This window comes from Okeania sp. SIO1H4, assembly GCF_010672695.1.
Classification (GTDB): Bacteria; Cyanobacteriota; Cyanobacteriia; order Cyanobacteriales; family Microcoleaceae; genus Okeania; species Okeania hirsuta.
Genome location: NZ_JAAHGB010000003.1, coordinates 1 through 22,129, shown reverse-complemented (window position 1 = coordinate 22,129; position 22,129 = coordinate 1). Strand labels below are relative to the sequence as shown.

Genomic DNA, 22,129 nt, shown 5'->3' with positions numbered 1-22,129 from the left:
TTCAAGAATGTCGCTATTGCTTCACCCCCACGAAACAGCCATAATCATATTGATAGATTTGAGGATTTCCGAACATGGCAGAAATTAACGGCGTAATGATGCAATATTTCCACTGGTATATTGACCCAAATCTTATCCTGTGGAATCAAGTGGCAAGTATGGCCCAAGAATTAGCAGATGCAGGCTTTACCGCCATGTGGTTACCACCAGCTTACAAAGGTATAGGGGGGACTTATGATGTGGGATATGGGGTTTATGATATGTATGACTTGGGGGAATTTGACCAAAAAGGTACTGTTCGGACAAAATATGGCGATCGCCAACAATATTTAGATGCTATTCAAGCTCTACACAATGTTGGTATTGATGTCTATGCTGATGGAGTTCTCAACCACCGCATGGGTGCTGATGGAACAGAAATTGTCAAAGCAACTCCTTTTTCCAAGGATAACCGCATTCATCCCAAGGGTGGAATGCGTGAAGTTAAAGGTTATACTCATTTTCCATTTCCTGGTCGGCAAAAAAAGTATTCTGACTTTGAGTGGCATTGGTGGCATTTTGATGCAGTAGATTATGATGACTATAGCAAGGAACAAAATACTATATATCTATTTGAAGGGAAAAGCTTTGATGATTATGTGGCGTTGGAAAATGGCAACTATGCTTACCTGATGGGATGCGATATTGATTTCCAGAGTAAAGAAGTTCGGGATGAAGTGATACGTTGGGGTAAGTGGTATATAGAAACTACGGGAGTCGATGGTTTCCGTCTAGATGCTATCAAACATATTTCATCCTGGTTTTTTCCTCTGTGGATAGATGTATTAGAACATCATTTTCAGAAGGATTTATTTATGGTTGGGGAATATTGGTTCAACGATATTGGTACGTTGCACTGGTATATTAATTCAGTTGGTGGCAGAATGTCTGTGTTTGATGTTCCTCTACATTACAACTTTTATTATGCGAGTAAATCGGGCGGACATTATGATATGCGCCATATTCTCAATGGTACTTTGATGCAGGAACGTCCGGTCAATGCTGTTACTTTTGTGGAAAACCATGACTCACAACCTTTACAAGCATTGGAAGCTCCTGTTGAACCTTGGTTTAAGCCTTTAGCTTATGCCATTATTTTGTTGCGTCGTGAAGGATATCCTTGCATTTTTTATGCTGACTATTATGGTGCAGAGTATGAAGATTATGGGAAAGATGGCAACCGTTACAAGATTTTCTTACCATCCCACCGTTGGATAATTGATAAGTTACTTTTTGCCCGGAAATATTATGCTTATGGGGAGCAATATGATTATTTCGATCATTACAATACTGTAGGTTGGACTCGTTTGGGTACTGAAGAACATCCAAAAGCAATGGCTGTAATTATGAGTGATAGCTATCCAGGTTACAAGTGGATGGAAGTGGGTAAACCAAATGCTAAGTTTTATGACCTCACGGAACATATTCAGGAACCCATTTATACTAATGACTCTGGTTGGGCTAAATTTCGGTGTAATGGCGGGTCAGTTTCTGTTTGGTTACAAGAATAATAACTAATAGACATTTTCAGAAAAGAGGGAGTAGGGACTAGGGAGTAGGGGAAAAAAATTGGGCGTTGGTGATTTGAGGTATGATATCATGCCCGGATAAGAGTTCGATAGAACTCCGTTACCTTTACGCGACCAAAAAACTTTCTCCTTCTACTCCTGTTTATTCTTCTTTCTTCCCTCCTGACTCCTGATATCATGTCCGAAGGCAATCGTTTGTGTAAACCCAAGGGTGAATATCTACAGGAAATTTAACAGGACTTACGCAGGGACTCTACATATAGCTAGGGCGTTAGCGGAGCTTTGCGTTAGCAAATGCCATTCGCCCCTACAGATGGTGCTTTAAAGGTCAATTTGCGTAAGTCCTGTTTAAGTTTTTTTCTGACTCTGAAACCTTCTTCCTCCTCCATCTTTCCTCTTCCATTTTCCTTACCTTCTCTATACAATACCGATGCTACCGGACATGATATGACTCCTGACTCCTGACTCCTAAGTAATGAAAATTAATATCATACACGCGCTTCACCAACGCCAAAAATTGATAATTTCGGTAGTGCATCATTCAAAAATTAATAATGAATAATGAATAATGAATAATTACCTCTCCTTGAAAAGAAGAGGATTGACAAATTCATGAAAATTTTTTTTATTATCCCCTTAAAAGGGGAGGCGCATACCCACAATTTTTCGGTAAAGTGTGGGATAAGTAATACCATTTCTCAAAAACTTTTCTACATTTTGTTGAGTAGGGGACCCATCCCTAACCCCTCCCAGGAGGGGAAGTAGGGGAGTAGGGGAATGGGGGAGAAGCAAACATAAGAATAATTAACATCATTCGCGAGCTAAAATTAGCATACAAAGTGATTCGGATTGTGCTGATTAGTTGACAACTGAAGTATTGCCCAAGTATAGCACTACTTTTGGGAATTGGTATAATTAATTCATTCCATTTCCAAGGAACGATTTTTGATATATTTACCCGCGTAAAAATTTTAGAGGCACGGAGTCGTGAATTGATTGAAGCAAGAATTAAAAATACTTCAATACACCCCATCCCCCCATCTCCCCATCTATTTTTAAATAGATTACAAATTGGTTCTATATAATTGGTATATTCGCATTTAATTAATTTGCATTCCTGGCAGCCAAATAATTAAACTCAAAAGACTAATAAATAAAATAGGTAAAATGATAGCTAAACTAATACCACAGTAATTTTTCCAACTAATTTGAAAACCATGTTGCTTCATCATATAAAACCAACATAGAGTAGACAGACTACCAATAGGAGTAATTTTAGCACCAACAACACAGCCAATAATAGTAGCATAAACCATTGCTTCTGAAATATTAGAATCTATTATTGGTGCAGTTTGAATTGTCAATATGTTAATCAAAGAAGATGGTAAATTATTACAGACTGCGCTAATAAATGCAGATAAAAAACCAGTAGCAATAATAGCTAGAGAAAATCCCCATCCAGAGATTTGAACTAACAAATATTTAATTACATCTGTTAAACCATAGTTACTCAGACCAAAAACTATTATGTACATTGCCCAGATAAATAAAATCACTGGCAGGAAAGGATAAAATATCAATTTAAAGAGAGAAAAACAGTAATTTGTTAAAAATTTAGTTTGAGAAATAAAATCTTGGAATCGATAATTATTCTGCAAACTATTAACTGAAATTTTGTGACTTTCTTCACTCTCAAGTAATTCTTCTGATTGTAGGTATAAATTATGCTTATTTTGACTTTCCTCCGCAAGTTTCAGGCTAATTTTTCGTTCTATACTGGTTGCTGGTAATGCTCTTTCTAGATAATTTTTTCTGAATCTAAATTTTTTATATTTCCTAGGAATATCAGGCCAAAAGTAAAACAACAAAACAACAATACTGGCAGCAATTGTCACGAAACTAATAGGTAGCATTATAATTATATAACTACCAAAAGAAATATTGTATGTAGTAGTAGCAATATAATTGACTGAATTACTGATAGAAAATGGTAGACTACTGATGTCAGCAACTAAGCCACAAGCTATCAGAAATGGGATAATTTCTTTAGGGGTAAACTTGAGTAAAATTAGAGCTTCAATTACTATTGGTAGAAATAATAAGGTACTACCATAGTTAGCGAAAATAGCACTAACTAGAGCTACTAATATTAGCAGTGTGACAAATAAAAGTTTACCGCTACCCAGATTCCAATTAGCAATATGAAATCCGAACCAACGAAAAACTCCCTTTTGTTGCAATATCCAACTAATAGTTATTAAAGCTAGTAAAGTAAAGGTAGTATTTACTAAAATTGCCCAAATCAATGTAGGCATATTTGCTAGAGAAACTAGACCAGTTGTGAGTGTTAGGCAGGCTCCTATCATTGCACTGAAACCTATATCTAAACCTTTTGGCTGCCAAAATACAAGAATTAGAGTACCTAGAAAAATCAATGGAATTAAGACTATTTGCCAACCCATAATATAGGTGATTATTATTTGTTTTTGTGAGATTTTTTTCTAAACTTACTATAACATTATCTTTTTTTTTTAAGGTTTAATACCCCACACCTCACCTGCAGTGTCTACAAGTTTGTTGGAGTTCCGTCGAGCAGAGCTGCTTATTTGAGTATTCTCCATCCACTTTTTTCTTTTTCCAACTTCAGTCCTTCCTTCTTTATTCTTCAATCATTTCATATCTGGTTCATAACACTTTCAAAAAATATTACTACAATAATTTTTAGCAAGTAGTAGTCAGGACTTAGTTAAGGGAAAAATATTCAATTTTTTTCTCTATTTCCGGTCTAATTCCAATTAAAAAAAAGAATGTTATGAATCATGTGGGTGATTAAAAGGCTTTATATGGAATGTCCCTTTGACAAAAAAGATAATTTACGACCTAAAAAATTATAGCGAAGCCATTCCCATACGACTCCTGACTTCCCCTCCTAGGAGGGGTTAGGTGTGGGTTTACTCCGAAGAAATAGCCTATCTATTTGTAGCAAATATTTATCAAACTGGTCTAAGGTAGAGCATAAAATCCTAAATGGTTAGCAATTGAACGTTCACGCATAGGTACAAGAGTATGAGTTGGTGAATTTAATAATTTAGCTTGGGAATTAGAATTTACTACTAAAGTTGTTGAACCACCACCATCTAAATTTAATGCTTTATCAGCACCTAAATTAATAATAAATTTAGTTAATTCTGCCAAAGTAACACCATTACTATAAAAAGGCTGTTTACCATCAACTAAAATTAACCATAATTTATCTCCTGTTTGATTAATTGCTACTGCTGTCCGTGGATAGGGTTTTTGATTCAAAGGTGAATTTTTTGGCAGAGTAACTGCTTGACCATTAGCAACTAAAATTAAATTACCAGAGATAGCTTGAATAGTTTGAGCTGAACAAATAGAGTTATCTGATATTTGAGCATAATTATTAACACTCAAACATAAAGTCGGCCAGTTTCTATCAATTATAGAGTAGTCATCACCATTAGATATTGCCCGACCAACTACATTAACTAAATCACCACTTTTAGGGTAAAAATCCCAAGGCGTCTTTTCATAAAAGGGGGAGAAAAAATTGGCATTTATTGCTAGTTGTAAATCAAATTCATTGACAAATTCAGAAGTGGTGCGGGCACGAATTTTCATATCTGGAAAAGTAGAAATTCTTGGTGTGACTAATGCTTTTACTCCAGGGGTGTTCAGAGCTATAGTCACAACATGAATCATGACCTGGCGTGGTTGAGAAAAGGCAAATCTTTGATAAATAATGCCTGGAAATAGTAATAAGTTAGTGTTAGTTCGAGGTGGGCGAATAACAGCAAGTATAGTAGTAATTGTTAGTAGTAAAACCAAGCATAAAACTATGCTAATAGTCAACAGCGATCGCCATGTAAAAATTCTAGAGCGAGACATTAAATAAAGTCCTCATAACTATAGCAGTACAAAGAATCTGTTATATTCTAGCTTTGGTGTATTATGGTAGAAGGAAGAATGTTTTAGTTATCTAGGCGATTAGTTATCTACCAGAGAAGGAAAAATCTGGCGTTGTGTGAGTTTTAAGCTTTTGATATGTCCGCTCCTTTTCCTTCGACTGCTATACATTCCAAAGCACTCTGCTAGTAAAGTTTCTGCTTAATTAAGAAGAATTAATCAAACCTGCCGGATATAAAATTCTGCACCTTATCTTAGCTATTCCTGTTAAAAGCGATCAAATTACCTGCAAAAAAACTTACGGCCAGCAAGAAGTAGATTAAAAAAAATGAACATAATTCAGAACAAATTTGACAAAAATAGATAATAAAAATCTAATTTATGTAGGCGAAGCTGGATTTTACAAACAAGAAAATTATCCTTATGGTTATAGAATTATACCAGTTTTATAAAAAATTGCTACAGTAGTTTGCTCTGTTGGTAGAAATCTAGAGATTAATACTGTAAATACCTTTTTTAAATTTGGTATTAGGAGTAAAGATCCTACGATTTTAAATTTGGCAAAATATACTGTAAAGAGTCATTGTAATTATTGCTTTACAGGGCTTTTCGTTTGAGTAAACCACAAAATATTTTGGGTAGGGGAAACCTTATGATCGGCGATCTATGGAAGTCGGACTAGTTTATCCATTTGAAAATTGCTTTAAGGTCAAAAAAATTATTTTCCCCTCTAAATTGAGTGAAGGGTCATATCATCAAGATTTACTTGAAGCTTGGCTGAAAGATTCTTTGATTTATCAGTTAGAATGAGGAGACATTATAGTAATTTATTATACCAGTTTTCACAAAAAAGATGTTAGCCAAGAGTAACGAGAAAGAATCTTGAACGTGATTTTCACCCCTTTCAGAGAAGCTCTAGAATACTTGTATTTTTAAAGCAAAGAGTCTCAAATAGTATTATTATAAATGTAGAAAATAGTCGATAAAAATTCCCCGAGTCATCTAAATATCAGCAGAGCTAAAAACCTTAACTCTCATCTTCCACCCAAATTTTGATAGATTCATTCAGCATAAGAGTTAACATATTGAAAGTATATCATTACACTAAAGATTAAGCCATTTTATGATGGCAAAAATTTGACTAATAAGTAAAATCAAAATCTCCTCGATGGACTTACTCAAGAAATTCTGCGATAAAACTCATGTCGGTTAAACAAAATCAATTCACAGTTCAATTTTGGGGCGTAAGAGGTAGTATTGCTTCTCCCGGAGCAGAAACAGTAAGATATGGGGGTAATACTCCTTGTGTAGAAATGCGAGTTGGTGGACATCGCCTGATTTTTGACGGTGGAACTGGCCTACGAGTTTTGGGTCAATCCCTGATGTCTCAAATGCCCGTAAAAGCCCATATGTTCTTTACCCATACCCACTGGGATCATATTCAAGGCTTTCCTTTTTTTGTACCTGCTTTTGTTAAAAATAATTGTTTCTATATATATGGAGCAGTTGCTCCAAATGGAGCTACTATTCAACAGAGGCTGAATGACCAGATGCTCAACCCTAATTTTCCTGTACCTTTGCAAGTTATGGGGGCTGAACTTAAGTTTTTCGATTTGGAAATAAGTCAGCCAATTAAAATTGGTGGTATAGTTATTGAAAATGCTTTACTCAACCACCCTGGAGAAGCAGTAGGATATCGTGTCAACTGGCAAGGATACACTGCAGCTTATGTTACTGACACAGAACATTTTCCCGATCGCTTTGATGAAAATGTTTTATTTTTGGCTCGTCAAGCAGATGTATTAATCTACGACGCTACTTATACAGATGAAGAATATTATTCGGACAAGTCTAGTAAAATAGGTTGGGGACATTCAACTTGGCAGGAGGCTGTAAAAATTGCTACAGTGGCTCAAGTTAAAAAATTAGTGATTTTTCACCATGACCCTATACATAATGATGATTTCTTAGATAAAGTAGGAGAGCAAGTAGCAGAAAAATTTCCTAATAGTTTGATGGCAAGAGAAGGTCTTTCAATTCAATTAATTCCTCCAAGCAATAGTGAAGACAATAATTCAGCAGTCAAACACTCCAAAAAAATCTAAAGTTTCAGCTTAATATTAATTTTGTTAGTAAGCTGACAAAAAATATAGATGAACAAAGATTAAATGTAGTAGAAAATGATTCAATCAACAAAAATATAAGGTGTGTGGGTAACTTCTTCTTTAGCTACAGTACTAACTCCAACTACCGTTGCCTTGGGAAACTTTGATGGTTTACATCGAGGACATAGGCAAGTAGTTCAACCAACTTTAAAATTAGATACTAGAAAAAATTCACTCTATGTTTATCCATCACAAACAGATACAGAAGTAGACAAAAACACAAAACTTCAATTATTAAATTCATCATGGTATTACCAAAGTGAATTGGACAAAAATGATGATTGTCAAGAGCCAAAAATTTATTCAACTGTTGTAACTTTTAATCCTCATCCCCAAGAGTTTTTTAGTGGAAAACCAAAAAAATTGTTAGCTCCACTAGATGAAAAATTAGCTCTTTTTCAACAGATGGGAGTAGAACAAGTGGTATTACTGCAATTTGACCAAGAATTGGCCAATTTAACTCCTACTCAATTTGTAGAAAAAATTCTGGTAAAACACTTAAAAGCAAGTCAAGTAAGTGTCGGATGGGACTTCCGCTTTGGTAGAAACAGGGTAGGAAAAGCAACAGATTTACAGACTATTGCAGCTAACTATAATATAGAAGTTACGATTGTACCTCTATACACTTGTGAAAATGGAGAACGTATTAGCAGTTCTATAATTCGTCAAGCTCTTGAGCAAGGAGACCTGAAAAAATCCAATCGTTTATTAGGTCGTCCCTACAGTTTAGCAGGTCAGGTGGTGGAAGGACAAAAATTAGGTAGAACTTTAGGATTTCCTACAGCTAATCTACAGCTACCGCCACAAAAATTTTTGCCTCGTTTTGGAGTTTATGCTGTGGAGGCCTATATCTTTGGACAGAAGCAACTTCAGGAAAATTCTTCTGGCGATTGTCCACACTTAGGAGTAATGAATATTGGCTGTCGCCCCACATTAAATGGTCTACACCCGACTACAGAAATTCACTTGTTAAATTGGTCTGGAGATTTATATGGTCAGACTATAATGGTAAATTTGATTGAGTTTTTAAGACCTGAACAAAAGTTTGCTTCTTTAGATTTACTAAAAGCAAAAATTCAAGAAGACTGTGCAATTGCTAGAAGTATACTCGTAAGTAACACTAAATAAATTTAATATAAAATAATCTTGTTGTTTCAATGGAAAATAGTTTAGTGATGGGTAAATGTCGTATCACTCTAATTGATCATTGCTTTTAAATTAATTATTGGTCGAATGTATCAAAAATAAATTATGCAAAGCTAAAAAAAATATAGCATTCCTGTTTAACTTGTAAAATTTGATGAATAATTTAGCCTAGACATTTTATCAAATTTCTATTTAGCTAAAATTTAAAAAGTTTTACTGGTAGTTTTAAGTTGGACTAAAGTTGTAATCTGTATAATTTTTAGCCAAAACTGTCTATGATATAATCTAGTTCGAGAATAGGTATAGGTTACAGTTTTTGCTTTCAGTGGTGAGCTTTTTTGTGATGTTTCATCTGGCATTACTGGCCTTCCGAAATCTCTCTAGATGGCATTTAATTTTGGAGGTCAAATATGTCGGTTTACGTTGGAAACCTTTCGTACGATGCAACAGATGAAGATATCAGAGATGTCTTCAAGGAGTATGGTAGCGTTAAGCGAGTTCAAGTTCCTTCAGACCGTGAAACTGGTCGCCCCAGGGGCTTTGCTTTTGTAGAAATGGAGACAGAAGATGAAGAGACAGCAGCCATTGAAGCACTTGATGGTGCTGAATGGATGGGACGTACTCTCAAGGTCAATAAAGCAAGGCCACGAGAAGGTCGAGGGTCATCTGGTGGTGGAAGAAGAGGCGGAGGAAACAAATTCTCTAGTGAATACTAAACTCTCATAGTTAAATTAGATTCAATTCAAGGGATGGGAATTAATCCTGTTCCTTTTATCTTCTAGTATTAATCACAATTTGATTGATAATTTTTCTGATGTAAATAGCGCGATCAAGCTAATATTTTAAGTATTAAACTTCAAGAAATTGTTAAAATAAAATTTTTGGCCTTAATTTTGATGATGTTTCTCTTTGGTGTTTATTGTGCCAGACTTTTTGCATAAGTCTGTTAATTTTTTCAATTGATGAAAGAGTTTTAATTTAGTAGTTAGAAGCCAGGATATTTTGGACTTTCAGCCAATATTTATAGATAGCAAATCATAATTTTATGAAAGAAAGTATTGAAAAGCTGAAACAAAATCTTAGTCAGACTATTCTTGGTAAAGAAGATGCCATTAACTTAGTATTAGTAGCACTTCTTTCGGAAGGTCATGTTCTTTTAGAAGATGTTCCCGGTGTGGGTAAGACCTTATTAGCTAAATCTCTAGCTTATTCGATCGCTGGAAAGTTTCAGCGAATTCAATGTACTCCTGATTTACTACCTACCGATATTACTGGTACTAATATTTGGAACCCTAGCAGTGGAAAATTTGAATTTCTACCAGGTCCGGTGTTTGCCAATGTGCTATTGACAGATGAAATTAATCGTGCTACCCCGCGTACTCAGTCTGCTCTATTAGAAGTAATGGAGGAAAAACAGGTTACTATAGATGGGGTTTCGCGTTCTGTTCCTAAGCCATTTTTTGTCATTGCAACTCAGAACCCTATTGAATATCAGGGGACATTTCCACTGCCGGAAGCACAAATGGATCGTTTTAGTTTATCTCTGACATTAGGCTATCCTACAGAATCTGAAGAGTTACAGATGCTACAAAGAATTTCTGAGGGAGTAGGATTAAGTACACTAAAAGCTTGTATTACTTTAGAGGAAGTCGAAGAGTTGCGTCGTTTGTGTAGTCTAGTGAAAGTAGATGAGTCTTTACAAAAATATATTCTCCGATTAGTAAGAGCAACGCGGGAAGATGAAGAAGTTACACTGGGTGTTAGTCCTCGTGGAACAGTTGCTTTGCATCGAGCAGCTCAAGCTTTAGGGTTTCTTGCTGGAAGAGATTACGCTATTCCTGATGATGTGAAATTTCTTTCTCCCTATGTCCTTTCCCATCGTTTGATACCAGCAGGAGGAAGACGTGCTCAAACAATTGTGGAAAGATTACTGACTTCTGTAATGGTTTCCTAAGTTTGAGTTTTTGATTGTTAGAAGTGCGGTTAGCTATTTGATAGTTAACTAGGTTTGCTCAAATTAATGAGAAATACAGGTAATACTAAATCCGGTTTATAGAGTCTGATGATTGTGCAGATGGGGAGGTAGGGTGTAGGGGAGATGGGGAGAGAATTTAATCTTACATCAGAGTTGTCGCTAATATAGAGGGAAAAAATCGCTCCAACCTAGACAGAGCAATAATTCTAAGCATTTTTAATTCCTAATATCTAGAATCCTTACAGAACAAGGTTTTTGGGGATTTTTTAAGTTATAAACCGACTAGTCTATCCTATAAAGTATTTTTGATCACCGGATTTGTTATAAGTAGGTAGGCGTTAACATTTATTGTTAGATAAAGGCAGTAGGCAGAATAAAAGAGGTTTCTGAGCTACTTTACTTTTTGTGACATACTTTGTTTTTTGGCTTTGGTGGGTGGAGAATGCTGTAAAATCTAAAGTGTCACAAGGAAAGCTCAAAACAATCCACTGTCCCAAATGTCTATCATCTCGATTTAAAAAAAATGGTTTTCGTCGGGGGAAACAATGCCATCAATGTCAAAATTGTGGCCAACAAGATTGTTGAATCTCCAAGTAATAACGCTGATCATCCAAAAGTCAAAAAACTCTGTCTCAAAATGTATCTCAACGGCATGGGATTTCCAGCCATCGCATCTAGTTACAGAAATTGACCATACTACCATTATCAATTGGGTAAAAGAATTGGCACAACAGTTATCCGATGAACCACAGGATGATGAAATTCCTGAAATCACTGAGATTGATGAACTACAGACGTTTGTGGGAAATAAAAAACAGATTGTTTGGAATAGCTTGTGTGGTTAATCATTGGAAACCGGGAATTATCCTTTGGGAAATTGGCGTTCGCGATAGCGATGCGGAGCATGATCGCTCCAGGGCAAACTTTTGAGAAGTTATGGCAAGTTATCCAGTTTTGGCATAGCTTTTGGTATGTCACTGACGGTGATCGAGTTTACCCAAAATATAGCAATGAGCGCTCAGGTATTTACAATGTCCAGCTCAAAGTGCAGTAAGCGAAAAGGTGTACAAAAAATAATAGAGTTGTTGGGAATTAAGCACAAAAAATGGCTAAAACCCTTATCAGTCAAAGTTTATAGCTATTTTTAAGTGTAAAATCCTGAAAGCCTTATACAGTAAGCTTTTGAGCATTTGAAATTTTTATTTCCCAACAACTCTAATGTGTAAATATGCCAGCGCACATTGCTATATATTCAACCTGAAGACCAAATGGTCTTGCAAAAGTATCCACTCAATATGATGGGGTAGGCAATTATGATAGCTGCCAAGACCAGCCAAGGGAATTAATAGAAGAGCGATCGTAAATAATAGTTGCCAGAGAGGGAATATTTCTGGTCTGAGAAATGCGATCGCGTACATATTCAAAAAAGCTCAATCCCAGCTTGCGAGTAGTAGCAACAAGGGAAATAAAAGTATCCCAAGATGCAGTCCCCTCAGTCGTCTGATATACAATCCGGTTATATAGTATATGTTCATAATTCTGTCTACACTTCAATATCCGCGTCTCCGTGTCTCCGTGTCTCCCTATCTCCCTAGCATACAATAACTATTCAACCGGATTCTATATTACACATTCACCAACGCCAATATATGAGCATGGCAGAGGAAAGTCATCTATGAGCTTTATTCCATTTTTTCTTACTTCCTGCAAACATTGTGGTCAAAAGAGAAGATAAAAACAGATTGTATCGCAGAAGGAAAAAGGAAGAAGGAAAAATCTGGTGTTGCATAATTGTAGGATGATAATCACATTTGCACGCATCTGAAAATCTTGATAGATCAAAAAAAATTTTTTGACACATATCAAAATCATCCCATGATGATGCAACGCCAAAATCTTGTGTTGTCTGAGTTTTAAACTTTTGATATGTCCGCGCCCTTTCCTTCGACTAGCTATACTAAAAAATATTTGCCTCCTTATAGTGAACGCAATCACTATTAAACCGGGGTTGCACATTATGGAATGACATTGCCAAAAATTGGTTTAGATTTTGACTAAAAAAACCTAATATTAATGATTCTAGCAATTGATTAATCCACAATCCAATTCAATCAAAAATATCAAATCATTCGTCACTGTGCAACGCCATTAAACCAATATATACCGTAATCTTTGTGACACTTTACATTCTGTAGAGAAATACTACGAAGGTACTAAATTAGTATTGACATATTGACCACGAGAAGAAGTATTTACAAAAAAGTGATGGTACAGCTATTGGTGCAACAAGCATCAATCGCTATAGTTCTTGATGCTTGAAGTGAAGAGAATCAGTGAAATAGAGAATCTGTTAAGTAAGATGTAGTCTTAACTTAAGATGCTGCTGCTGATACTTCTTCTCCTTCTTCCACAACTTTACCTGCTTCTACTTGACGCAGGTGAATATGTTTACGTCCCAAAGAAATCTCAAACTCATCTCCTGGCTCTAATTCCATTATTTTAGTATAAGCTGCGCCAATTAGTAAATTACCGTTGGATTGTACACTAATTCTATAGCTAGCAGAGCGTCCTCCACGGCCATTACCATTCTGTTTACTATCTAATTGAATACCCTCAGCATCAATCAAAGCATTCAAAAACTTCATCATGTTAACTCGTTCAACACCATTTTTAGTAACAGTGTAGTAGCCACATTCTCTAGCCTTCTTTTCCTTACTTTGATTACCTAAGTCTTTGACTTTTTTAAGTAAATCTTCCCCAGATAAGGGTTCAATATTTTTCTTTTTAGCCATATTTTCAGTCCTAACATTTTGCTACAGTTATCAGTTTTTATCTTGGTTTGTTTAAATTCCAAGAAACGATAAACAAATATTTGCTCGTAAAACTATATTACACTAATTATCTAAATATTTCACATATTCGACAAATTTTTAACACAATATTCTGAGAAGAGCTATTGATTATAGCCACCAATCATATCTATAGTATGTAATATTAAGCATTGCGCTATCAACTATCAACTATTCACCTATTTAGTTGAAGGGCCTATTAATATAGTTATAGCTATAAATTCCTGAAGTCCCTTTGAATTAAACACAATACAATGAAGTTAACTACTCGTGGACATTATAGTGTTAAGGCACTTTTAGATTTGAGTTTACAACAAAATAATACTCCTATATCTGTCAAAGAAATAGCACTACGTCAAGACATACCTATAGCCTACCTTGAAAAGTTATTAATAGAGATGCGTCGTGCTGGTTTAGTCAAATCAGTTCGTGGTGCCCAAGGAGGATATAAATTAGCTAAATTACCTGCTCAAATATCTATAGGACAAATACTAGAATCCGTGGGTGAAACAATCAAACCTTTACCTAGATATGTTCCTGATAATAAACAGGCAGAAGACTGGGTTACTTATTCTATCTGGCATAGATTAGATAAAAAACTTTCTGAAGCACTTTACAATATTTCTTTAGAAGACTTATACTATGATGTCCGTAGTTGGCAAGCTGTAGTAGGAGAAGAAGCGAGTTTTGTTGTTTAATTTTTGATAGTTTGAGTGTCAAGTTGTAAGAGTTAATCAGTAGTATATGATTCATAAGCATTCAGCTATTAGCACTCAGCACTTCAGCAATTAATAATGAATAATTACTTCTGAGGTTAGGTCTGGGGACTTTAACAGTAACTTTTTATTCAAACTCAATTTAAAAGGTTGCTTTTACCTTTCCCAACATTAATAGCTGATAGCTAATAGCTGACAGCTAAATGCTTACTATGATTCACCATGATTACTTATTAAAACAAATTTATAACTATTGAATTCCTGTGAGTGCCAACTATACTTTAATTATTCTTTTCATAGCTGCTTGCCTAGATTATTTGATTGGCGATCCTTGGGATTGGCCACATCCTGTAAAGTTCTTAGGTTGGATAATTACTCATTACACTAAACAAATATTTAAACTCACTAAACCTTATCAAGATAACTCTCACGTATTTATACTTAGATTGTCAGGTATATTACTAGCGATCGCTCTTGTTTTGGGTAGTGGAATTATCAGTTGGTTAATTATTCAAGCTTTACGAATAAACTTTACCCAATTTCCTTTATTAACAGTAATAATAGAGAGTATTTTATTAGCTAGCTGTTTTGCGGGAAAAAGTTTAAGTATGGCAGCTAAAGAAGTACTTCAACTGGTAAGAAGTGACAATTTAATTCAAGCACGTCAAAAATTAAGTATGTATGTAGGTAGAGATACAGAAAATTTATCAATATCGGAAATATTTCGAGCAATTTTTGAAACAGTAACAGAAAATGCAACAGATGGAGTAATTGCACCTTTATTTTACGCTTTAGTGGGAGCCATAATACCAGGTGTAGGTAGCGTACCTTTGGCATTTGCTTACAAAGCTGCTAGTACATTAGATTCGATGGTCGGGTACAAAGAAGCGCCCTATACTGATATAGGATGGTTTAGTGCCAAACTAGAGGACGTTTTAACTTGGCTACCTTGTCGTCTAAATGTTCTGACTATAGCTTTGCTCTCTGGTAAACCCTTATATGTTTGGAGAATATGTCAAAGGGATGCGGTGAAAGACCCTAGTCCTAATGCTGGTTGGAGTGAATGTGCCTATGCTGCAACCTTGGGAGTACAGGTAGGTGGTACAAATTTGTACAAGGGAGTGGTTAAACATAAACCACTATTAGGAGACCCCACCTATCCAATTACACCAGAAATTATTGATCGAGCATTGCAGTTAACTCGATATTGCTTTCTAATTTGGTTAGGGTTATTTTTTATTTGTTATATAATGTCCGGTAGCATCGGTATTGTATAGTGAAGGTAAGGAAGAAGGAAGAAGGAAGAGGGAAGAAGGCTTAAAAGTATGAAAAAACGTAAATTTCCTGTAGATATTCACCCTTGGTTTTACACAAACGTGCCCCAGGGGACATGATATTATTTATCAAAATAATTGGGTGTAATATCCCGCCTTGATTGGCGAAATGTTTTTGGAGGGGAGCTTATAGCGGTTTTCAAGGTTTTCAAATAGATAGAGTACAGTGGTCAAAGCATTTTTCTGCTCCCTACTCCCTACTCCCTACTCCCTAAGCAAAAACAGGACTTACGCAAAGACACTGTGTATAGAGTCCAGTAACTATTAGACAATAGTTATGAGTACTATATATAGTGTATATGCGTAAGTCCTAAAAAAGAATTTTTTAGTCTACTTAATAATGAAAACTGCTGTAAATCACCGTTACAAAAACAACTTCTGACTTCTGACTTCTGACTTCTGACTTCGTTTGACTTCTGACTTCTGACTTCATTAAGGTGGTGGAATATATGAGCAATACTGTAGAAATTTTATCCGCACAGGAGTTACGGCGTACTGTTACTCGTCTTGCTTCCCAAGTAATTGAAAATGCGGGAGATTTGTCTCAACTGGTATTGTTAGGCATCTATACTAGAGGAGTACCGCTAGCGAAAATATTAGCAAATCAAATTGAATTGCTAGAGCAAGTCAAGATACCTGTGGGAGCATTGGATATTACTTTTTATCGGGATGACTTGAACATAACGGGAATGCGAACTCCAGCTAAAACGGAAATTCCTGGTGATATTACTGGCAAGATTGTGGTTTTAGTTGACGATGTGATCTATAAAGGTCGAACAGTGCGAGCTGCTTTGAACGCAGTTCTTGAATATGGTCGCCCAGAAGCAATTAAATTAGTTGTGTTGGTTGATAGAGGTCATCGGGAACTACCAATTCATCCAGATTTCACAGGTAAGAAGCTACCCACTTCTAGAGAAGAGAAGGTCAAAGTTTATGTGCAAGATATTGATCGGAGAGATGGTGTGGAGTTATTTCGCTAGTGCCGCTACGCGGAAGTCAAAAGTTAAAATTCAAAAGCGAGTGCGTAATTCTGAGGTCCCCTCAGAATGTAAGACGCACTCAAGACAGTCAAAAGTATTGATTGGTAAGGCTTTTAGGATTTTGTTACTGGTTATATCATGTTCAAATAATCAGTTATAAAAACCTTATCTCTTTGAATCTTTCTTTCCCTTCTGCCTTCTGCCTTGCTTTCTCCAAAGTATAAGTATTTAACCGAACATGATATTAGTTATTTCTGCAATCCTGCACTAGAAAGTGTGAGGAGTGTGAGGAGTTCGGGGAGATGGGAACCCACCCCGAACCCCTCCCTGGAGGGGAACGTGGGGAGATGGAGAAAGAGTTGGCAATGGTGCTCAGATTGTTGATTTAAAACAGTTTGTAGGGGCAAACGGCTGTTTCCTTGCGCATACTTCGTAACGCCCCTACGGTTTCTTCAAGCTAAAAAATCTGCCGATCGCTCTCGGTGCTGATCACTGAGGTGCTTTTTTAACGTAACTTGAGAATGTCAGCAGTTATAGCCAAACTCTCTTCATATAAAACTTCCCGACCCCAACGTTGTAACTGTTGAGCCATCAAATATTCTGCTTTCTGGTCGCTCAAAGCACTGACTTGCTCTGTACGACAAGACTGAGCACTACCACCTGCTTCTAATCGCATACAACCAGTATCTTCAGAACACAAAATCGTGCAACAGTCAGCATTGGGATTACTAGACCCCAAACGCACGCCTACTAAATCTCCAGGAATTTCACCATAGTCAGCGGTAGGAATTGCTGCTAACTCAGCTAAAATCTCCTTATCCGTAGGACTGGTAAACTTGACATGAACGATATCATAATCACCACCAGTCTCAGTATAAGCTGTAGGTTGCCAATCAAGACGACTAGCAAACCACCCCAAAAACATTAGTGCTTGGGCAGCATTCCCTTTTTCATAGTCAAGAGTAATTTTATCTATTTCACCCAAGGAAGCACGACGTTGTGGTGGATCGAAAGTGGCAGCAGCTAATTCTTGCCATGCAGAGAGACGATGCCAATTTAAATCAGCAATGTATGTTTGATTTTCGATCAACTCTTGCATTTTGAGAAATTCTGAATCTGCATCGCTAAAATAAGATGAATCCAGAATAATGCAATTGCTATTTTCACATAGGTTTCGGAATAATTCTTGTTCTTGATTGGGGGTAGCTTTCCACCAAACAAATTTAGGCAAGTCAGGAATCATCAATGATGTCACGACATCACTCACCCTTTCCAGTGCTTCTTTAGTTCCGCGTAGAGTAATATATTCACAGCAAGTTAATGAAGACTGCTTTTTCTTTACTGGGCAATAAGCAGAAACTTGTGCTGTTACCCCTGTATCTTCTCCAAAAGTAGGACATAGTGTGATGACTCGACAGGGGTTTTGATCTGCAATTACTTCACTAATGCTAAATCCTCTAGCATCCATGTTAGGGAATTGCCGAGTTTCTGGAGATTTTGCAGCCCACTCTGAACGTAACTTAGCGAGAGTCTCGGAGTCTATCCTACCTGTTATTGGTAACTGATAAGCTTTTTGAGCCTCTTTGATGGCATCACGGGCCTCATTGCCGTTAATACCATCTATTTCACCTTTGTAGAATCCCAAACCAGCCAAAAGTTGCTGAAATTCTTCGGGTTCATATATTACCATGCTGAAAGTAGCTGCTCTGGTAGCGATCGCAGTTGCTTTTCCTCCATTTTGACCGAGCCAGATTTTACTAAGTTCTGCTTCAATTTCTCCGAGAGAAATATCTTTTGGTTGTTGTAAGGCAACAAGTGTTGTACTCATTTTTCTTGTTTGTAAATGCTTTACTGATGGTTATTTAAGGGAATAGGGAACAGGGAACAGGGAACAGGGAACAGGGAACAGGGAATAATGTCCGCGCCCAATTCTTGTAGCAAGCTATGTCATCCGCCAAGAAATAAATTTCTTGGATCTATAGCAGAAGTCATCTTTAGATGACTAAAGATAGCTAATTTATGATGGCTAATTAATGAGACTTGATATAAGTCACAATTGGAAGAAATCCTTCTGCTTTCTGCCCTCTGTCTTCTGCCTTCTGCCTTCTACTACAGTCGGCGCCAACGACGACCATCACGATTGAGTAACAACTCAGATTCAACTGGTCCCCATGTACCTGCTTCATACAAAGGTATGGCCTCTGGTGGTGCTGGAGCATCCCAGATACCTAGTATTGGTGTTAATGCTCGCCAAGATGCTTCTACTTCATCACCATGAGTAAATAGTGTTTGGTCTCCTAACATACAATCAACTAACAATCGACTGTAAGCATCTGTACTGGGTTTACCAAAAGCAGTATCGTAACGGAAATCCATATCTACTGAACGAGTCCGCAGGGAACTGCCTGGAGTTTTTACCTCGAAACGCATAGAAATTCCTTCATTTGGCTGAATTCGCAAAGCCAATACGTTAGGATTTGCTTGTTTAGCTGCTGACTGGAACATTAAATATGGTACTTCTTTGAACTGAATCGCGATTTCTGAGACTTTTTTCGGCATTCGCTTACCAGTCCGCAGATAAAATGGAACTCCTTTCCAACGCCAGTTATCAATATAGAGTTTCAGTGCTGCATAAGTAGGTGTGGTGGAGTTGGGGTCTGCTCCTCCTTCTTCCCGATAAGCTGGTACATCTTTGCCTTTCATCCAACCGTTTGTATACTGGCCACGAATTGCAGAAAGCTCCAGGCGTTCTAAGTCTGCCAAGCGGGTTGCCTGAACTACTTTTACCTTTTCGTTACGAATACTGTCAGCATCGAGGGAATTAGGGGGTTCCATTGCTGTGAGGGAGAATAGTTGCATCAGATGATTTTGTACCATGTCCCGCAGGGCACCTGATGTTTCATAATATCCAGCACGTCCTTCTAATCCTACTGTTTCTGCAACAGTGATTTGAACGTTATCGACAAATTGACGATTCCATAGGGGTTCAAAAATGGCATTGGCAAATCGAAATACCATTAAGTTTTGAACTGTTTCTTTTCCTAGATAGTGGTCGATGCGATATATTTGCTCTTCTGGGCAAACTTGGCGAACGATTTTATTGAGTACCTGGGCTGAACTGAGGTCTCTACCAAAGGGTTTTTCAATTACTAATCTATGTTTTTTGGGGTCTTCTAACATTCCTGCTGCGCCTAACTGTTGAGCAGCTTCTCCAAAAAAGCGTGGTGCTACAGATAAGTAAAATACGCGATTACCTCGCGTACCTCTTTCTTCGTCAAGTTGGCTCAAAAATTCTTTTAGTTTTTGGTAATCTTCTGGTTTGTCGATATTACCGGGAGAGTAAAAAATCCCTTTGGCAAAGTCATTCCAGAGTTCTTCAGATTGTAATCCACCACCAAATTCTTCTACGCCAGTCCGCATTTGTTCGCGGAAGTAATCATGGCTCCATTCTCTGCGTGCTACTCCGACTATTGTTAGTTCGGGGGGGAGTCTCCGCTCTAGCTTCATTTGATAGAGTGCTGGAACGAGTTTCCTTTGAGTTAAGTCCCCTGAAGCACCGAAGATAATTAAAATCTGGGGTTCTGGGACTCGGTCTTGTTGTAACCCAACCCGCAAGGGATTTTCTAATAATGCTACCATCTATGTTGACTCCTTCTAATTTATTTACTTATAGAAGCTTGTTTGTTTTTGCCGAGGTGTGCTATTTTATTATTTCACTACAATTAGCTATGTTGATTGTTTTATACTAAATAATTAAATAATTCAGCGTCTTTAGCTACATTAATTTTAATTTTTGGTCATCAGTCAAACCGTTTTTTTTTAAGTTTCGGCTGTCGCCGACATGAAAATGACTGATGACATATAGCAAGGAACGAGTTGCTTAGGAATTAGGAATATAGATTGATGATGAACCGTATGCTTTTCCCACTGTTCCCTGTTCCCTGTTCTCTGTTCCCTGCTATAAGATTTTTCTAACTTGAGACAGGTGCTAATTTTTTGACTTTTTCTTCTAGGGAGTTAATTAGGGAACTAAAGGGTTTGATAAATTTGTCGATCCCTTCTGCTAGCAGTTCGTCCATAACTTGGTCGATATTGATATTAATATCGGGGTCTTTAAGACTTTCTATTAGCTGCATCGCTTCTTCTATATTAGTCTCTACTCGGTTATCAACATGACAGTGATCAGCACAAGCATCTATGGTTTGGGGAGGCAAAGTATTTACTGTATCAGGCCCAATTAATTCATCCACATACATCACATCACTGTAGGTGGGATTTTTGGTGCTAGTACTTGCCCATAATAGCCTTTGCATTGTTGCACCTTTTGCAGATAGAGCTTTCCAGCGGTCGCTCTGAATAATTTTTTTGTATTCTTGATAGGCTATTTTGGCATTAGCGATCGCTACTTTTCCTTTGACGGTTTCTAGTTTGGCCTTGACAGTATCATCGGTTACATTCTTGATTTTGCTATCAATGGTAGCATCAATGTTACTATCAATGCGACTCAAAAAGAAACTTGCCACAGAAGCTATCTTACTGACATCTTCTCCTTTAGCTGCTCTTGCTTCTAGACCTTCAATATAGGCCCAAGCAGTGTTTACATAGCTTTCTACAGAAAATAGCAAAGTGACATTGACATTAATCCCTTCACTAATAACTTTTGTTACTGCTGGTAAACCTTCCGGTGTACCTGGAATTTTAATCATTAGGTTTTCGCGACCGATAGCAGTATAATAACGAATTGCTTCGCTGATGGTACTTTCTGTATCTTTGGCTATAGTAGGTGGGACCTCAATACTAATATAACCATCTAATCCATTAGTTTGTTCGTAGACTGGCATAAATATATCGCAAGCATCACGAATATCCTTAAAAACAAGAGATTCGTAAATTTCCATCACTGACTTACCAGCGCTGATACCTGCTTCAATATCTGCATCATAGATAGCATTACCAGCGATTGCTTTCTCAAAGATAGCGGGATTAGAAGTGATACCACGAATCCCTTTCTGGGCAATCATATTTTTGAGTTCCCCAGACTCAATGATATTGCGACTGAGATTATCCATCCAGATACTCTGACCGAAGTCTTTGATTTCGAGCAAATGATTAGTTGTCATAGCTACCTTACCTTAATTGTTACTATTTTCCTTGGAGTTTTTTGTGTTCTTATATACTGCGAAAAAAGAACTAAGCTGTTAATTTTTCAAACGCAGTATTCAAAATTTCTTTAGTATTGCGATCAGCAGTCAGAAAGTTGAAATAAAATCTGCGTTCTGATTACAAACTTTTACATACCGACGTTAAGTTGTATTAACCGCTCAACTAAACTTACTAAAAACTCTGAAAGTATAGTCATTCGTAGTGGTTCAAGCACTACAGGGTTAAACGGCAAACCCTTTATTCCCCAAAAACATCGGGAATTACTTTTCTAATTATATTAAATGCTCCATTCACATCAGCATTTAA

General features: G+C 36.9%; 17 protein-coding genes. 10 read left to right on the top strand and 7 right to left on the bottom strand.

The window, feature by feature from the left end; genetic code table 11:
- Window positions 1-74: 74 nt before the first annotated feature.
- Window positions 75-1,550, top strand: a complete 1,476-nt coding sequence (locus F6K06_RS01215; protein WP_287242328.1) for an alpha-amylase — start codon at window positions 75-77, stop codon at window positions 1,548-1,550.
- 1,118 nt (window positions 1,551-2,668) lie between these two features.
- Here F6K06_RS01215 and F6K06_RS01210 read toward each other — a convergent pair.
- Together F6K06_RS01210 and F6K06_RS01205 are read right to left on the bottom strand one after the other, a co-directional pair.
- The gene (locus F6K06_RS01210) at window positions 2,669-4,030 is read right to left on the bottom strand and encodes an ArsB/NhaD family transporter (protein WP_124145242.1); all 1,362 of its coding nucleotides are present in this window, start codon (window positions 4,028-4,030) and stop codon (window positions 2,669-2,671) included.
- A gap of 541 nt (window positions 4,031-4,571) precedes the next feature.
- Entirely contained in the window at window positions 4,572-5,477 is a 906-nt protein-coding gene (locus tag F6K06_RS01205) for a phosphodiester glycosidase family protein (protein ID WP_124155696.1), read from the bottom strand.
- Between the two features lie 1,220 nt (window positions 5,478-6,697).
- On the opposite strand from F6K06_RS01205, the gene F6K06_RS01200 reads away from it, so the two are divergent.
- The 6 genes from F6K06_RS01200 to F6K06_RS01175 all read left to right on the top strand — a co-directional run bounded on the left by F6K06_RS01200 (window position 6,698) and on the right by F6K06_RS01175 (window position 11,835).
- The gene (locus F6K06_RS01200; protein WP_287242333.1) at window positions 6,698-7,600 is read left to right on the top strand and encodes an MBL fold metallo-hydrolase; all 903 of its coding nucleotides are present in this window, start codon (window positions 6,698-6,700) and stop codon (window positions 7,598-7,600) included.
- Window positions 7,601-7,702: 102 nt separating this feature from the next.
- Window positions 7,703-8,788 (top strand): bifunctional riboflavin kinase/FAD synthetase, encoded by a 1,086-nt coding sequence (locus tag F6K06_RS01195; protein WP_124145239.1) that lies wholly within the window; start codon window positions 7,703-7,705, stop codon window positions 8,786-8,788.
- 428 nt (window positions 8,789-9,216) lie between these two features.
- Entirely contained in the window at window positions 9,217-9,522 is a 306-nt protein-coding gene (locus F6K06_RS01190) for an RNA-binding protein (RefSeq protein ID WP_124155647.1), read from the top strand.
- A gap of 329 nt (window positions 9,523-9,851) precedes the next feature.
- On the top strand, window positions 9,852-10,760 hold the full coding sequence (locus F6K06_RS01185; RefSeq protein WP_124145237.1) for a MoxR family ATPase: 909 nt from the start codon (window positions 9,852-9,854) through the stop codon (window positions 10,758-10,760).
- A 575-nt stretch (window positions 10,761-11,335) separates the two neighbouring features.
- A complete protein-coding gene (locus F6K06_RS01180) occupies window positions 11,336-11,626 on the top strand; it encodes a hypothetical protein (RefSeq protein WP_287242336.1) in 291 nt (96 codons plus the stop codon).
- Window positions 11,617-11,835 carry a hypothetical protein gene (locus F6K06_RS01175; RefSeq protein ID WP_287242338.1) on the top strand — a complete coding sequence of 73 codons (219 nt, stop codon included), beginning with the start codon at window positions 11,617-11,619 and terminating at the stop codon, window positions 11,833-11,835. The genes F6K06_RS01180 and F6K06_RS01175 overlap by 10 nt, the downstream gene beginning before the upstream one ends.
- Window positions 11,836-12,092: 257 nt before the next feature.
- On the opposite strand, the gene F6K06_RS01170 is transcribed toward F6K06_RS01175, so the two are convergent.
- Together F6K06_RS01170 and F6K06_RS01165 are read right to left on the bottom strand one after the other, a co-directional pair.
- Entirely contained in the window at window positions 12,093-12,335 is a 243-nt protein-coding gene (locus tag F6K06_RS01170; RefSeq protein WP_124143061.1) for a hypothetical protein, read from the bottom strand.
- A gap of 818 nt (window positions 12,336-13,153) precedes the next feature.
- A complete protein-coding gene (locus tag F6K06_RS01165) occupies window positions 13,154-13,573 on the bottom strand; it encodes an AbrB family transcriptional regulator (protein WP_124143060.1) in 420 nt (139 codons plus the stop codon).
- A 311-nt stretch (window positions 13,574-13,884) separates the two neighbouring features.
- On the opposite strand from F6K06_RS01165, the gene F6K06_RS01160 reads away from it, so the two are divergent.
- From F6K06_RS01160 to pyrR, 3 genes are all read left to right on the top strand, one after another.
- Window positions 13,885-14,328 (top strand): RrF2 family transcriptional regulator, encoded by a 444-nt coding sequence (locus F6K06_RS01160; protein ID WP_124143059.1) that lies wholly within the window; start codon window positions 13,885-13,887, stop codon window positions 14,326-14,328.
- 281 nt (window positions 14,329-14,609) lie between these two features.
- Window positions 14,610-15,623, top strand: a complete 1,014-nt coding sequence (cbiB, locus tag F6K06_RS01155; protein ID WP_124155469.1) for an adenosylcobinamide-phosphate synthase CbiB — start codon at window positions 14,610-14,612, stop codon at window positions 15,621-15,623.
- A gap of 506 nt (window positions 15,624-16,129) precedes the next feature.
- A complete protein-coding gene (gene pyrR / locus F6K06_RS01150; protein ID WP_124155468.1) occupies window positions 16,130-16,660 on the top strand; it encodes a bifunctional pyr operon transcriptional regulator/uracil phosphoribosyltransferase PyrR in 531 nt (176 codons plus the stop codon).
- 505 nt (window positions 16,661-17,165) lie between these two features.
- Here pyrR and opcA read toward each other — a convergent pair.
- The 3 genes from opcA to tal all read right to left on the bottom strand — a co-directional run bounded on the left by opcA (window position 17,166) and on the right by tal (window position 21,780).
- On the bottom strand, window positions 17,166-18,488 hold the full coding sequence (gene opcA / locus F6K06_RS01145) for a glucose-6-phosphate dehydrogenase assembly protein OpcA (protein WP_124155467.1): 1,323 nt from the start codon (window positions 18,486-18,488) through the stop codon (window positions 17,166-17,168).
- Window positions 18,489-18,769: 281 nt separating this feature from the next.
- Entirely contained in the window at window positions 18,770-20,299 is a 1,530-nt protein-coding gene (zwf, locus tag F6K06_RS01140; RefSeq protein ID WP_124143055.1) for a glucose-6-phosphate dehydrogenase, read from the bottom strand.
- A 332-nt stretch (window positions 20,300-20,631) separates the two neighbouring features.
- Window positions 20,632-21,780 (bottom strand): transaldolase, encoded by a 1,149-nt coding sequence (gene tal / locus F6K06_RS01135; protein WP_287242347.1) that lies wholly within the window; start codon window positions 21,778-21,780, stop codon window positions 20,632-20,634.
- Between the last annotated feature and the right edge of the window lie 349 nt (window positions 21,781-22,129).